The organism is Planctopirus sp. SH287 (genome assembly GCF_056500625.1).
Window position 1 is genome coordinate 4,253,625 of record NZ_CM151403.1, and the last position, 15,695, is coordinate 4,269,319.

A 15,695-nucleotide genomic window follows, 5' to 3' on the forward strand; every position below is an offset into this window, starting at 1 on the left:
ATGACAGAAGCCTTGATCGATGAACTGCAATTAACTCTGATCCCCAAAATCGGCCCCATCACTTACCACAAGCTGGTGCGTTTCTTTGGGAACGCCACCTCCGTGCTGGAAGCATCGACTGCGGCCCTGGAAGAAGCGGGACTCTCTGCCGCTCTCTCAAGCCGCGTCCATCTGGCACGCGATCGCGCCGAAGCCCGGCAAGTTCTGGATCAATGCGCTTCCGCAGGAATTCGCATTCTCCACGATCAGGATGACTCGTATCCCTTTCGCCTTAAGGAAATTGACAACGCGCCGCCGATTCTCTATGTCCAGGGTGAGATCACTCAGGGAGATCAATTATCGGTTGCCATCGTTGGTTCGCGCCGCCCCAGCGTTTATGGCGAACAGATGGCCAAAAACTTTGCCGCAGGGCTGGCTCGAGCGGGAATCACGGTTGTCAGCGGCTTAGCCCGGGGTATCGATGGATTGGCCCATCTGGCTGCGTTGCATGCCGGCGGGCGCACTTTCGCGGTCCTGGGTGGCGGCTTGAACCGGTTGTACCCCCGAGAACATCTGGAACTCGCCAGCCAGGTGGCCATGAACGGCGTCCTGATGACGGAATACGCCCCCGAAGTCCCCGCCATCGCACCTCAATTTCCCCAGAGAAATCGCATCATCAGCGGCCTCTCTTTAGCCACTCTCGTCATCGAAGCTTCCGAAAAAAGTGGTTCGTTACATACCGCCCGGCATGCCATGGAACAAAATCGTGATGTGATGGCCGTCCCCGGTCGGGTCGACTCGGAAGCCTCAGCCGGTTGCCTGAAACTGATTCGCGATGGGGCCATCCTGGTACGAAATGTCGAAGATGTCCTGGAAGCCATTGGCCATCTTGCCGCTCCCGTGGTGCAGCCTTCAGGACATATTGTGCAACAACCTCGGGAACTCCTCCTCAGCGATCAGGAGCGACATCTGCTCAATCTGGTCGCTTCTGAAGCCACTCCGATTGACCAGGTTCTGGTTCAAAGCGGGATTGAACCCTCGCGTGCTCTCTCCACGTTGACAGTCCTGGAAATCCGCAAACTTGTCCGCCGACTCCCCGGCAACTTCGTCACACGAATCGCCTGAAGGCATGACTCATCCCAAAATCAAGACCGGGTCATCTCATTGGGTTGTCTGGTCGTGTCTGGCTCTCCCGCTGGTTCGGCTCTCTCACTGGTTTGGCTGGCGTGGGGACGATTCGCATCCACGGACGATCCACCATCTCCAACAACAGCGGCAGTAGCAGCAAATTCACAATCAGCCCCCCCGCAATCGCCGTGCTGACCAACACCCCAAAGTAAATCAACGGAACAAAGTGCGACGTCGTCAGCACAAGAAACCCTAATATCAATGCCACATTAGAATAGATCAGCGGCTTACGAACTTCTGTCTGAACCTCACCCAGCGCGCCCCGGAAGTCTAACCCCGCCCGACGTGCCCGCAGATACGCCGACATATAAAAGATGCTATCGTGAATCGTCAGTCCCATAGTATCGCTAGAGATCATCGCCGTTCCGATGTTAACCCGCACACCGAGCCAACCCATCGTTCCCAGCAGTAGCATGATAGGCAAGACATTCGGCACCAACGACACCATGCCCATCACCACCGAGCGATAAGCCAGTGACATAATCGCGATCAGACCAATAGCCCCAACCATCAGATCCGTCCGCTGATCCTGCAGCAGACTGTCGATCAGATAATTCAGCAGCACAAACAACCCCGTCACCTGTGACTCGGGAAACTCCCGCTTGGCAAGTTGATCAACACGATCAATCAGATGCTGTTTCTCCTGAGCCGATTGCCGCTCTAATCCCCGCAGCATAATTCGCATGCGGCCTTTTTCCGGATTGTAAAGACTGGGCACAAACTCAGGCTGAAGCGAATTCAACCACTGCGACTGCGACTCCGCATCAGGAATCAGGAATGGCAACAAAGGCACCAGATCAAGCCCATCGGTGATCGCCACAACCTTCGTCAGACCTTTCCCATCGGTCTTCATCATTTCGCGCAAATCATTCGCCAGTTGACGAACCTTATCCAGATGCTCGCTCGTCAGTTGGTTCGGAGCCGGAAAATTGACCTCCCACAAGCCAGCCCCTCCCAGACGCGTCTCCAGGAAATCCAGCGATTTTACCACAGGGCTGGAGGGCCGGAAGTTCTTGGTGAAGTCCGTCTCAATCTCCAGACGGGACAACCCCAAGCCCCCATAAATCACCGCCAGGATGGTCATGAAGCCGATCAGCAACCTGTGAGAAAGCACCCAATTCGTCAGATGCAGTAATGACTGATTGACTTGCTTGTCACCTCGTGGCTTCTGTGCCCCTGCCGAATCTGGGCCAATCAGCATGCCGCCAGGCAGCACCAGTGTCATGGCCACCAGAATCAGCAACGACCCCAGCACCATGGTGATACCAAATGATTGCACGGGATGCAGATGGCTCGAAAGCTGGGCCGCAAAGCCGGCAGCCGTCGTCAGGCAGACAAAAATGATGTCAATCCCAATGACCTGCAACATGCGACGAAAAGCGGCTTCCCGGCCCCAATGTTGCCGCAGTTCGTGGTAATAGAGCGACATATACACCACGGTCGACACACCGATAATCGTCAATAACGACCCCAGCACAGAACTGACCATCGTCAATTCCAGATGCGACGCCCATAACCCCGCTTTCGTCCACAGAATGGTCATCTGCACGATCACGAACGGCAAAATCACCGATCGCAAATCTCGCAAAAAGAAGAGCACCACGGCAATCAACAACGCCGATGCCGCCCAGCCCATATAATCACCGTCTTCCTGCGCATAACGGAACATGTCATGCACCAGAACCGGTTCACCAATCACATAAGTCGGGAGAGCCTGTCGATCAGCTAACGCCCGAAGTTGTGCGATCGTCTCGCCACGGGAAATGGGCTGACCGCCAGTCTCGCCCTGATTCGCTTCCGCCTGCGACTGATCTTCCAGACGAACAGCAATGCAGGTGGTCTCGTTGTCGTCCCCGAGCAGCACGCCACGCGAAAAATCAATCACCTGGTCACGGCGGGAACGAAACGCAGGGTGTCGTGTAATCCGCAGGTAAGTCGCCAGGCTTTGAACGCTGGATTCCAGCACACCAGGAACCTCACCCACTTCTTCGGCCAGCTTCGCCAACCGCTCTTCGCCAGCCTCCGTGAAAAGTTCGGGATCGCGATAAGCGATGAATATAAATTCATCACCTCCAAACAACGCTTTGCTTTCCAGGTAACGCACCAGATGAGGATTCCCCGGTGCGTACATCGATTCAATCGATTCATCGAACTTCAGTTGATTGGCAGGCCAGATCGACAATGCCGTCAACGCACAGGCCAGCATCAACCACCAGACACGGTATCGGATGAGTTGGTCAATCACCCAGTCTCGCAACGGATTCGGCAACACCAGATCCACCCGCTGGCCTGAAGCCACATCATCTGCAGCCGAAGCAGATCCAGCAGCCACTGTCGATTCTGCGGCGAGAGACGAAGAAGAAGCCGTACCAGAATCAGATGGCTCAAGTGGCGAATTGGAAGTCGAATCAGGAATGGGCACCGAATTCTGCTCCCTCATGGAACAACGAAAAACAACAAACACGACTGCCGTCGACCAAGACCATTCATGATCTCTGATGACTTTGCCGGCCTGCTCCGCCTTATACCACGTTCCTGCTGCAATTTTCGCGGAATATGCCCAATTTCACCGGGAAATCTTCGTTGAAACCTCTTCACAGAGAATTCTTCACCAAGCTCACTTCACCGGGCCACCTTAGGACAATGAAACAGCCCTCATTAACGAGATTTGGCGAGGGTTAACAACTCCCTCGCCCCATAATCCTCCTGCATGCTTATCGATGATCACCCGGGCACATTTCTCTATTGAGTACGCCCACCGGAAAATCCCTCACCCGGCACTGCGTGCCACCCTCTCCCGCCTACGCGGGCGAGGGTTAACTACTCCCTCGCCCATTCCGATAGGAAAGGGCCGGGGTGAGGGCGAGTCGAAGTTCGAGTGGATTGCTCTGCCAGAACACCATGCCCGACCGCAGGATTTTCATCACAAACCTCCTCTCCGCCACCACAGGTGCGGGGAACAACCACCCCACGCTATGATGCGATGTGCATTCCATTCGGGAACGACTTTTCAAAAGGTGGTGGGCATGCCGCGCGTGGTGAAGGTTAATCTGGGAAATCGCAGCTACGAAATCACATTGGGAGCAGGCGTCAGCCGTGAAGTCCCCAGACTGCTGGAAAACGTCCTTTCCCGGAAGTCGCCGGGGAATGCTTTTGTCGTCTCTGATGCGCACGTTGCCCCTCTTTATGCCGAACACATCACTCGCGAGTTAGCCACCGCCGGCTGGAATGCCAGACTGGCCATTCAACCCGCCGGAGAAATCGCCAAGTCTCTCAGGGAAATCGAAAAACTCTACGACGCACTCATCGCTATGAAAGCGGATCGTGAAACCGTCGTCATCGCAGTCGGTGGCGGCGTTGTGGGCGATGCTGCTGGTTTTGCCGCTGCCAGTTATGCCCGCGGCCTGCCATTTGTCCAAATCCCGACCACCCTGCTGGCAGCTGTCGATAGCTCTGTGGGGGGCAAGGTCGGAGTCAACCACCCTGCTGCTAAAAATATCATCGGAGCCTTCCATCAACCCAAAAGCGTTTTCATTGATACCGATCTGCTGGCTACATTACCACAGCGGGAATTTGCAGCGGGCATGGCCGAGGTCATCAAGTATGGCATGATCCTCGACGCCGTTTTTTTTGACTGGCTCGAAACCAATATCACCTCCATCATGAGCCGCCATCCCGACCATCTCCTTCAGGTGATTGAGCGGAGTTGTCAGCTTAAAGCCGATGTTGTCGAACAGGATGAATACGAAACGACCGGCTTGCGAGCCGTGCTGAATTTTGGCCACACCTTCGGGCACGCCTATGAAGCGCTTTCGCACTATGGTGTCCTGCTTCATGGTGAAGCGGTCTCCATCGGCATGGTGGATGCCGCTCTGTTGGCTCAGAAGTTAGGCCGAATCCCCCCCAAGATCGTTCATCGTTTAGAAACATTGCTCAAGGCCTGTGACCTCCCCACGCAACCTCCCTCTCAACTGAAGATTGAACCCGCACAGGTCATCGAAACCATGCGGCTGGATAAGAAATCTGTCGGTGGTCGCATGCGATTCATCCTGCCCACCAGCATCGGCCATGTCGAAAGTGTCAAAGATGTCCCCGAAGCACTGGTTACAGAAATCCTTGCACGCCATCGCTGAAAATCTCACAGGAAATCCCTCAGATGCCCCTCTTCCCTTTTTCGGATTAATTAGGATGAACCGGGGAAGAGGACGCAGAGGCCATTTTCCTTGAGTTTCGCGTGAAATTCCGGCCAGCCGATGCTCGCAGTATTGCCCGCAATGAATGCGCTGGTCACGATAGGAGAGTCTCTCCTGCAGAGGCACTGAATTGACAGACCTCCCAGGTCGAAATTTCTCTCGAGATGAATTTCAGCGAAAGCACTATCCGTGATCGATCGCGACCTACAGAATTCTCCCATGTTCACCACGCTCATGATTTCAGCAGATCCCTCACACACGCATCAATCCGTGTCAGGCATCACGGGGGGGTTGGTGACCTGTCAGGGATTGACCACAGCACGATGGGCAGCCACGCTTCTGCGAATGCTGCTGGTCGGCCTGATCATTGTTCAGGCGAGCGGATGTCCGAACCGCCCCGTCTCTAAAAAGAAATCCACGGAATCGAGCAGCACCCTTGCAAAGCAGCCCGCCGCCAACGATGACGAAGGCGTTCAGGCTGCGGATATTCTGGAAGGAGCGCTGTATCAGCTACAGCCAGAAAATCTTGATGTCGACTCTGACCTGAAGAGCGCGATTTCCCTGCTGAATACCTGGGGCAGCATTCGCCGCGCCACGATGGACATGCCCAAGATCCCCGAACTGACATTGCAGGTCTTTGGAGAAGCCAATCGCGCCACGCTGGAATCAGTCGTGTTCGACGAAACCGATGGGCGGCACATCCGCGACGGCATTATGTTCGATCAGGTGGCAGCCCATGTCACCGATGGTGCCTCCAGTGATACAGAACGCGCCAACCGGGCCTTCTTCTACACGCTCAGAAACATTGCTATTGAAAGCGATGACCGTGAAGAACTTCCTTTCATGCCTTTCGATGCCCTGTTTATCGGGCACGGAACGGCTACTGACCGGGCTGCCGCGTTTATTGAAATTCTCCGCCAACTCCGAATTGATGCCTGTATTCTGGCCGAAAGCCCGAAAACTTCGCTGGATGACCAATGGCTGGTCGGCGTTTTTGTGGAGGGAAAAGTCCTCATCTATGACCCGATCATCGGCATCCCTGTTCCAGCCGGCACCAGCCCATCCCTTCTCCCGGTTCAGCCAGTCGCAGGACTGAAGGAATTGCTGGAACACCCCGAGTGGCTGGACGCTCTCTCACCACGGAAAGATCAGCCCTACCGGTTTGATATTGAAGGGATTCGACGTCTCAAACCACTCGCTGCCACCGAAGTCCGCTGGTCGACCCCACGAATGTCGTTGCTTCAATCCTCACTGGCGGGCGGTAACTCCGCTTTAGTCTTCCAGCCATTAATTGGAACGCAGGAAGAGCCTGGTCTTTGGAACCGGATTGTCGCCATGCACAGTTCCTGGAGTGAGCTTCCGCCCGCACTCTGGCCGTACTTTGAAAGACGGTATAAGCAGATCAATAACATGACTCCCATCATTGCTCAGGGATTGGAAGCCGCCTTACTGCCATTTCAAACTCCCTTTGAAGCAGGACGGGATCCTCAAACGCAGCAGGTGATGATCGGACGCCCCTTAAGGCGTCAATACCGCACGCGAATCCAGCAACTCAGCGGCGACTACAGCCAGGCCATCTCGGCTTATGTCACCATTCGCCAGCTTTCCACACAAGCGGGCATGCTTCCTCCCAACGTCGATCGTTTTCATCAGATCGCTGCGGAAGACGCCTTCTTTTTTAGCGGCATCAGCAAGCTCGAAAGTGGCGACTTAAAAGGTAGCATCACGTTGCTGACAGAGTACAGCAATCGCTATCGTCGCGGACGCTGGAAGCCGCTCGCCCGTATCGTCATTGCCGGCGCACTCCTCCAGTTGAAAGAAACAGCAGCGGCGAAATCGGTGCTGGAGGCGCCAATCGCGCAAGACCCCTACCGTACTCTGGTCACACTCCTGAAAAACTCCCTCGCCGATGTCGAGAAACCTGCTGAGAAAGCCCCAGAAAAAGTTTCCGAGAAAGCACCAGAGAAAGCCCAGGAAACAGCACCAGAAAAACCCGCTGCTCCGGCAGAGTCGACTGACGGCACCCAGGCCACTCCTCCAGCCGCCGATTCCTCCGCCACACCAGATCAAGAGTGAAGCCTCTGCTGATCCCAGGATTTAGCAGCGCTTTGCGTGCCCCCCTTGCGGGGTTCGGGCCTATCGGCCGGGACGTGGGCTAAAGATCCGCGGCCCCGTTGTGGCCGCTTCCCTGACGCGGATAAGGGGCAAGGTGACATGCTTAGGATTAATGACTCTTCGCGTCATGCCTGCGGCTCTGAGCAAGCATGCTTAAGACATCTCTCAACACGCTATTAATTTTTGGATAGGCTCACAGTCAGCGAGTCCCTCACGGATAATCCTGTTCACATCTCAACCTGCTGCACCATCGCCAGAAAGCTGTTGAAACAGCAGGGCATTGAATCAGAGCGCGCTTAAGAGTCTCGATCACAACGTGGCACGCCTGGCATATTCTCGTCTTTATACGAGAACAGACCCATCGACACATATCAACGTGCTGCTGGATCAATGCGTCTTATCGCTCATGTGCCGTGATTTTACGATTGCAACAACATGGGCAGGCTTGCTGAAAAAGGGAGCGATGCCACGTGCCTTTCAGGCAATTTTCCAGAGAAAAACCAGCCTTGGCTCAAATGATCCCGTGCAGAATTCAGCATCAATTCCAATGATTCTTCCCTCCAAACGCGACCGCGCAAACTGACAAGAAATCCCCCACCCTCATTAAGGAATAACAATTGCTCTGAAACAATGGTCGACATAATACTTCCACCATCAATCACCCGGGCATTTCCTATGACCAAACGATTTCAACGTGGTTTCACACTGATTGAACTGCTGGTCGTCATTGCGATCATTGCCATTTTGATTGCGTTACTGCTTCCGGCTGTCCAGCAGGCCCGTGAAGCGGCTCGTCGCACTCAGTGCCGAAATAACCTGAAACAATTAGGTCTGGCGATACATAACTATCACGACACACACAGCTGCTTTCCTCCGGGATCAACAGGAGGCTCGACGATCGGCGAGGACTATATGCTTGTCCCCAACTGGCGAGCACACATTTGGCCCATGCTGGATCAAGGCGCACTTTACAACAAAATGGATTGGTCATCGAGCACACGGAGTTTTTGCTCGACGGGCACCAGTTCCAATATCACAACTCTTCAGGGCCATCTCATCCCCGCATATGCCTGTCCTTCCAGTTCACTGGATCCCGCAGGATCTCCTTATGTGAGCTGGAATCCCACTCACAATTCCAACCGGATTCAGGTGCCTATGTACGTGGGTGTTGCCGGCGCATCCATTGGAACAGTGGCTCAACTTCCCACGGGTACGACAGTCGGCTTTGTCAACTATTACGGTGTCTATACACACAATGGCCTCTTCAAATGGAACGATGTCACTCGGATGCGTGATGCAACGGATGGGACTTCAAACACCTTTATGGTCGCTGAACAGTCTGCTGCTGTAGGAACCGCCAAGACGGATCTACGCTCCGGCTATTATGGCGGTTACACAGGTTCCAATTTCTATTTGCCAGTGGGGAATACAGAAGTCCTCGCGCCGGGAAATAGCTATGCCTGGTCGACCGGCATTTCAAGTCTGCGTTACCAGATCAATGCCACAACCGCAGCAGCGGGCAGCGAAATTCCTTATGGCCCTAATACATTATGGAATTCTCAACACACGGGGGGAATCCATGTTCTTCTGGGCGATGGCGGGGCACGGTTTGTCAGTCAAAATATCGACATGGACACTTTGCGATATTTGTCGGCTCGAAATGATGGCCAGGTCGTTGGTGAATTCTAGTGCCGTATTACGGCTTGATCTTGGGGCTTCATGCGTCGTCACGTCCTCCGATGTCGGACTTGATAACCTGTTCAACCCCGCTTTTAAGCTTTGAAAACGCACCAGGTCACAAAAAACGGCAAGACTTTCGTTTCGCTATTCCCGGTTCTATCAATAGAGGCAGCGACGCAACAGATCAGCGCCCTGCTTAACGAGATCTTCTATGACATTTTTACATGCCAGCTTAATCACGTCGTGTTGCATGTTATTGATGTTTACGGTCGGTTGCGGCTCATCGTCACAACCTCTGGGGATGGTTCGTGGAACCGTAAAAATCGGAGAAATTGCCGCCAAAGAAGGCGAAATCTCGATCTTTTCTGTCAGCATGGGGAGCGGCGCGAACTTCATCATTCAACCAGATGGTCAGTATCAGTCTGTTGACCCGATCCCGGTCGGCGAATACCAGGTCGCCATCACGGGAGTCCGACCCAATCCCGGAATGCGCCCACCTTATCCTGTCTCCGCCATCCCCAAGAAGTACAGTGGCCTCAATACATCGGGACTCACCCTTCAAGTGAAACAAGGCAAGAATGAAGTCAACTTTAATCTCGATAAGAAATAGACCCGTTTCGGGGTCGCACGGGGGCTGACCTCTCTTTTTAGTTATCGCTCCAGAATAGCCAGCCTTCAGCAATCAACCACATTGACCGCGAGGCCGCCGATCGAGGTTTCTTTATACTTGACCTGCATATCCAGACCTGTTTGACGCATGGTTTCGATGACGCGGTCGAGAGAGACGCGGTGCGTACCGTCGCCGTGAAGGACAGCGAGTCTGGCAGCGTTAATCGCCTTGGCCGCCCCCATCGTGTTACGTTCAATACATGGCACCTGCACCAGACCTTTGATCGGATCGCAGGTGAGTCCCAGATTGTGCTCCATCCCGATTTCAGCCGCATTCTCGATCTGCTCATTAGTCCCGCCCATCACGGCAGCTAACCCGCCCGCCGCCATCGAGCAGGCCACGCCCACTTCCCCCTGGCAGCCCATTTCGGCGGCAGAGAGCGAAGCGTTGCGTTTATAGAGCATCCCAATTGCACCCGCTGTTAACAGAAAAGTGCGCACCCCCTCTTGTGTTGAACCAGAGAGAAGGCGTTTATAATACGCAATCACCGCGGGAATGACGCCAGAGGCTCCATTCGTCGGTGCGGTCACCACTTGCCCCCCCGCAGCATTCTCTTCATTGACTGCCAGTGCGAAAAGACTGACCCAATCGAGCGCCTGCAACGGGTCGATGGGTTTGGGGCCAGAGGTCATCAGCGTGCGACACATGCTGGCCGCCCGGCGTTTCACATTCAGTCCACCAGGCAGAATTCCTTCCGTACGGCAGCCACGATCAATCGAACTTTGCATCACTTCCCAAAGTCGGTCAAGCCCTGCATCGATCTCGGCATCGGTGCGAAAAGTACGTTCATTCTGGCGGACAATGCCTGCAATCGACGTCTTTTCCCGCAGGCCAATCTCCAGAAGTTCAACCGCTGTCGTGAAAGGAAAAGGGATTTCTGGTTGAGAAGTGCCTGTCGTGACTTGTGCCTCTTCTCCTTCAAAAATCACAAAGCCACCACCCACGGAAAAAGCACTGGCGACTTCAAGCGTCTGGCCCTCATCCGATAATGCGACAAACTTCATGCCGTTGGGATGCTGTGGCAAGACCTCATTGTAATGGAAGAAAATATCTCTTTCGGGAACAAATTCGATTTCATGATCTGTTCCTCCCAACGGGAGCCGATGCTCAGCCTGGGCACGAGCGAGCAGTTGTTGCAGTCGTTCCCCCTGGGCGGTCTCGGGACGCTCACCCGCAAGCCCCCAGATCACAGCGAAGTCAGTGGCGTGGCCTTTTCCCGTCAGCGCCAGGGAACCGAAGAGATGCACCTGCACCAGGGCAACTTTTTCCAATTGGCCAGACTGCTCCAGTTTTTGAGCAAAGATCTGAGCCGCCTTCATCGGGCCAACCGTATGAGAACTGGACGGGCCAATACCGATTTTGAAGAGATCAAAAACGCTGACGTACATGAGGTTTGGTGTTTGATGAAAGGAGAGGTTAATGAGACAGAAATTGAACGTTGGAAGCTGTTTTTCGAGACACTTGGCTGGTGTATTGATTGATGTCCGATGTTGACTCAATACAAAGACACATCACTATTGATGCGTCTCCCGGACTGAGTCGCCTGGCTTGCTCTCAGAATGAGATCTATCGCGCGGCCGTTTTGCGTTTAATGATCAGCAATGTCATATCATCGGCGAAAGGGCGTACCGGTGAGAAATCAAAAACTTCTTTCCGAAGCGCCTGAGCTAAATCTTCCGCCGACAGATGTGCATACTTGATAATGAGTTGTTCCAGCCGTTTCATCCCGAAGATATGGCCATTTAAGTCATAAATTTCAATGAGGCCGTCCGTCCCGAGAACAAGAATATCGCCTTGCTGCATGACCGGATAGATGGGAAGCCGCCCGGTCGACATGGCCGGAAAACCCAGAGGAGTGCGTGTTGCTTCCAGTCGTCGACAGGCTTCTTTCGCCACTTGATAATGGATCGCCGGTGCATGGCCCGCATTGGCGAACTCCACACAATGAGTCACCGGGTCAATGGCCAGCAAGAGCAGAGTAATAAACCGGCCATCGACCAGATCCGTCTGAACGGCCTCCTGCAAAAGTTCCATCATATCAGCAGGGGTTGTTGCCAAACGTCCGAGTACATGAATCATCGCACGAACCGAGGCCATAATCAGACTGGCCGCCATCCCGTGGCCACTGACATCTCCCAGAACAATTCCTAATCGGCCATCTGGCACAACCAGCCAGTCGTAATAGTCTCCACTCACATATTCGGCCGGCTCCCACCAGGCAGCAACTTCATACTGAGGGAACTCGGGCCGGCCTTTGGGAAGAAACCCCATCTGGATTTGCCGGGCCATTTCAATAGACCGCTTGAAGTCCTCGGCCTGCTGGGCAGCCGCCTGAAGAAGCTGTCGCTCCATCGCTGAGCCGGCATGCAACGCAAACGCCTGCATTAACTGAATATCAAAATTCTCGAAATGCCCCTGATTCTTGTTGAGCAGTTGGAGCACGCCCAGTAACCGTCCATCAGATTTTGATATCACCGGCACCGCAAGCACGTTCCGCGTCTGATATCCCGTCCGCTCGTCGAAATCGGGTGACCAACGGGTGTCCCGAGGGGGATCAAGGACAACTAAAGGGACTTGATGAACGGCCACATGACCGATAATCCCCCGATCCATCGGCAGCCGAATCTCGGCAATTTCCAACTGTGTCGTGGAATGAGTATAGAGTTCGCGAGTCTGCCCATCATAGAGAAACAGGCTCGCACGATCGCATTCGACGGCATCACATGCCCCGCAGGTGACGGCCTCCAGAACCGCTTCCAGATCGGAAAGGTCGTTCAGTTCAAGCACAAGTTCCAGCATCCGGCTCAGAGCCGCGATCCGGTGATGACTGGCATGGGAATGCAGGGCAGCAATGTCATTCATGCACCCTATCCTACCAGCGGTTGGCCAAGGTGCCGATGGGGCTCTTAAAAAATCTGTGCCGCAAAGCCCTTTTCAAGTAAAAGAAGATGTGAGCAAAAGACCACTCCCTCTCCCTCAGAAAGGAGGGCTGGGATGAGGGCCGATGACCAACAGTGTTTCCAAAGCCCATGCCCAACCCTGCATCCGGCCCCCGGCTCACTTCTTTCAAAGGAGGTCGGATTCAGAAGTATTCGGTCAGCCTCCGAGCATTCATATTCGCTGGAAACGGCCGTCTCAACACTTGAGGTATTCCTGACATTGCCGCTGTATTTCTCTCAGATAAGCCAGGGAGAGTCGGGATAGTCGATTTAATTATCACATTCTCGCCACAGGTCTGAATCGCAATCTTTTTAACCAGAGCACCTAAACATCTGAGTCTACTAAACCCGAAAACTAGGGGTGTGATGTCCTCAGTGACACGCAGGGTTGGGCCGGGAAGTTCAGATGGCTGGACAAGGTGTCTAGTTTCCCTCCCGGTTCCTCACGTTCCCTCTGATCTGTTTAGGAGAGTCTGAGATGAAATTTGCATGGATTTCCGCTGTGTTGCTGTGTATCGCTGGTCTGAACTCGGCTGACGCCGGTTTCCGCTGGCTCAATAAGAGCGATTGCGGTTGCGCTCCTGAGCCAACCTGCGCTGCTCCTGCCGCTTGTGCTCCAACCTGTGCTGCTCCTGCTGCTTGCGCTCCTAGCTGCGCTGCTCCAGTGGCTTGTGCTCCCGCTCCTGTTGCCTGTGCTCCAGCTGCTCCAACCTGCTGTGCACCAGCTCCTATGGCTTGTGCTCCAACATGTGCCGCTCCTGCTGCCTGTGCTCCAGCTCCTGCCGCTTGTGCTCCTAGCTGTGCTGCTCCTGTTGCTTGTGGCCCAACCTGTGCTCCAACATGTGCTCCAGTTTGCAACCCATGCGTCAAGAAGCGCTGCTGCGGTTTCAAGGAAAAGTTTGCCAGCCTGAAGTGCAAGTTCCGTAAGGCTTGCTGCCACAAGACCTCTTGCTGCTCAGTTGCCCCAAGCTGCGCTGCTCCAGCCGCTTGTGCTCCAACCTGTGCTGCTCCAGCTGCCTGTGCTCCAACATGTGCCGCTCCTATGGCCACACCTTGCCACTAAATTGGCAAGTGACGAGTCAGAGTAAGAATTGATCAACATCGGGCGGTTTTCAGCCGCAACTGTTCACCGCCTGATGTGATTCACTTCAACAATCTGACAAGTCGCAATGAATTCTTCCGGCCGTTTGGTTTGTTCCCCTGATAAGTATCAGAACCAGAACATTCAAAACGGCTTCTGCACTTGAGAGATTGACGCAGACAACTGATCAAGAGTCTGTCGTTATCCAAAATCGTGGATTTGCAAGAATCCAACTTGAAGCCCGGCGGATCCGGGAACGTGAGGCCAAACCTGGAGAGAGCTTCGGTTCTCTCCAGGGGCTCCTCTTGCAAAAGTTCCCCTGGCTCAAGAAGAGACGCAACTCGCCAACAACACGAAGTTCTGCCAAGCCTGCCTGTTCAACAGCAAGCTCAGCCAGTCAGCTCTCAGACGATCAGACAATAGCAGATAGCCTGTCACAGGCAGCCCACTTCAAAGGTCGGCTGCCTGTTTTCGTTTTCACTCACACATATTGCCTGACCACCGGTTCCATAGACTCCACGCATCGTCTCATTGGCCATCATTTATACCCATTGAAATTTCGTTCATCACTATTGGTAACGCGTCAAAATTTTGATCCAATAATCGCCATTCATCGCAATGAACAGAAAGTTGCCCCCGCTTGCCTCAAGATGACGCCTGTTTCTTCTGGAAGCACTCGCGTTGAGGTGATCGCAGACCGCTCTTAAATGGTTCCATTGATCAGCAGGGCCAACGAACATGCAGCCGTCCTATCGATACTGGCGGATTTCAGTGCTTCTTCTGCCAGTCATGTTTTTCTCCATTATCGTTGGCCTCGATATTTCCAACTGGCTCTCCGGAGAAAAACGAGCAGCACAAGTGGCGCTCTCAGAAGAGTACCACTTGTGGAAGATCGCCGAAGAGAACCAGGATCGCGCGGGGATGGAACGCTCCCTCAAATTGCTGGAACACCATCATCTGCAACAGCAATGGTTCTCCTCTCTGTCTCTCGCCTGTAACGGGATGCTCTTTATTGTCACGCTTCCCTTGGCCTGGGTGACCTGGCAGCTGACCAGAGAAAGGGTCACTCATCTCGAAATGGCAGGACGATTTGCCGCTTTGCTGCTTCCGTTAATCTCCCTCACGGTCATTTTACTTCCCGACCCCGACCAGCGTTGGCTGATCGTGCAGGTTCTGGGAATGCTTGTCTGGCTGGGATCAATAACGGCCCTCAGCAAGATTACGGCGTACACAATGGATGGTGACCTGATCGATGGCTATATGAAAATGGCCAAGATGATTAACGGGTTGGTACTCGTCATGATTGCCATCCGCTTCTTTCCCCAACAGATTCCTCTCTTTCTGATGCCGGCTGTGATCTGGGGATTCTGGATCGCTCAATATCTGATTGGCGTTATCCTTGCACGCTACTGCTATTCACTTGCTGCCGCATTGAGGCCAGATGAAAATGGAAATGTCAGTCTCCTTTCACCGGACGCTCCATATGTTCTGATTGAAGCCATGGGGAGTGCCTTGCAGGACGAGAAATTCGCTCAAGGCGACAAGGTGGTGCAAGCAGAATAATCTCCATCATCAACACGGAGAACCAGTCCGGCAATGCCCTCTCCCCTCGTAGAAGATGCCTGGAATAAAAAGGCTGTGGTGAGGAGGCCGATGAACCGCCGTGTTTCCAATGCCAACGCTCAATCCCACATCAGGCCATCGGCTTGCGTGCCATACTTGCGACTCTGAGCGAGCATGCCCCCATGTTGTTGAAGTGTCAAAACGCTACGTGAATTCAGCATGTTCATTCAAAGCGATGGACATGGCGCGGAAAGTTATCAATCGTGAGCATCCCACCCCGCCTCTTT

The 15,695-nt window shown here is 53.9% G+C and carries 9 protein-coding genes; 6 read left to right on the forward strand and 3 right to left on the reverse strand.

All coding sequences use genetic code 11. The features are described 5' to 3' along the window. On the forward strand, positions 1 to 1,104 hold the full coding sequence (gene dprA, locus SH287x_RS15810) for a DNA-processing protein DprA (protein ID WP_479515348.1): 1,104 nt from the start codon (positions 1 to 3) through the stop codon (positions 1,102 to 1,104). A gap of 31 nt (positions 1,105 to 1,135) precedes the next feature. Here dprA and SH287x_RS15815 read toward each other — a convergent pair whose 3' ends face one another. Then, positions 1,136 to 3,589: an efflux RND transporter permease subunit gene (locus SH287x_RS15815; RefSeq protein WP_479515349.1), complete on the reverse strand. Its 2,454-nt coding sequence runs from the start codon at positions 3,587 to 3,589 to the stop codon at positions 1,136 to 1,138. A 604-nt stretch (positions 3,590 to 4,193) separates the two neighbouring features. Between SH287x_RS15815 and aroB the strand changes: the two genes are divergently transcribed. From aroB to SH287x_RS15835, 4 genes are all read left to right on the forward strand, one after another. Then, positions 4,194 to 5,300: a 3-dehydroquinate synthase gene (gene aroB / locus SH287x_RS15820; RefSeq protein ID WP_479515350.1), complete on the forward strand. Its 1,107-nt coding sequence runs from the start codon at positions 4,194 to 4,196 to the stop codon at positions 5,298 to 5,300. Positions 5,301 to 5,579: 279 nt separating this feature from the next. Beyond that, the gene (locus SH287x_RS15825) at positions 5,580 to 7,436 is read left to right on the forward strand and encodes a hypothetical protein (RefSeq protein WP_479515351.1); all 1,857 of its coding nucleotides are present in this window, start codon (positions 5,580 to 5,582) and stop codon (positions 7,434 to 7,436) included. A gap of 714 nt (positions 7,437 to 8,150) precedes the next feature. Beyond that, on the forward strand, positions 8,151 to 9,164 hold the full coding sequence (locus SH287x_RS15830) for a DUF1559 domain-containing protein (RefSeq protein ID WP_479515352.1): 1,014 nt from the start codon (positions 8,151 to 8,153) through the stop codon (positions 9,162 to 9,164). 202 nt (positions 9,165 to 9,366) lie between these two features. Then, positions 9,367 to 9,765, forward strand: a complete 399-nt coding sequence (locus SH287x_RS15835) for a hypothetical protein (RefSeq protein ID WP_479515353.1) — start codon at positions 9,367 to 9,369, stop codon at positions 9,763 to 9,765. A gap of 65 nt (positions 9,766 to 9,830) precedes the next feature. Here the strand turns inward: SH287x_RS15835 and SH287x_RS15840 are convergent, their stop codons facing one another. Continuing rightward, entirely contained in the window at positions 9,831 to 11,213 is a 1,383-nt protein-coding gene (locus tag SH287x_RS15840) for an L-serine ammonia-lyase (protein WP_479515354.1), read from the reverse strand. A gap of 178 nt (positions 11,214 to 11,391) precedes the next feature. Further along, positions 11,392 to 12,687, reverse strand: a complete 1,296-nt coding sequence (locus SH287x_RS15845; protein ID WP_479515355.1) for a PP2C family protein-serine/threonine phosphatase — start codon at positions 12,685 to 12,687, stop codon at positions 11,392 to 11,394. 1,896 nt (positions 12,688 to 14,583) lie between these two features. Between SH287x_RS15845 and SH287x_RS15850 the strand changes: the two genes are divergently transcribed. Then, the gene (locus SH287x_RS15850) at positions 14,584 to 15,408 is read left to right on the forward strand and encodes a hypothetical protein (protein ID WP_479515356.1); all 825 of its coding nucleotides are present in this window, start codon (positions 14,584 to 14,586) and stop codon (positions 15,406 to 15,408) included. Positions 15,409 to 15,695 lie beyond the last annotated feature (287 nt).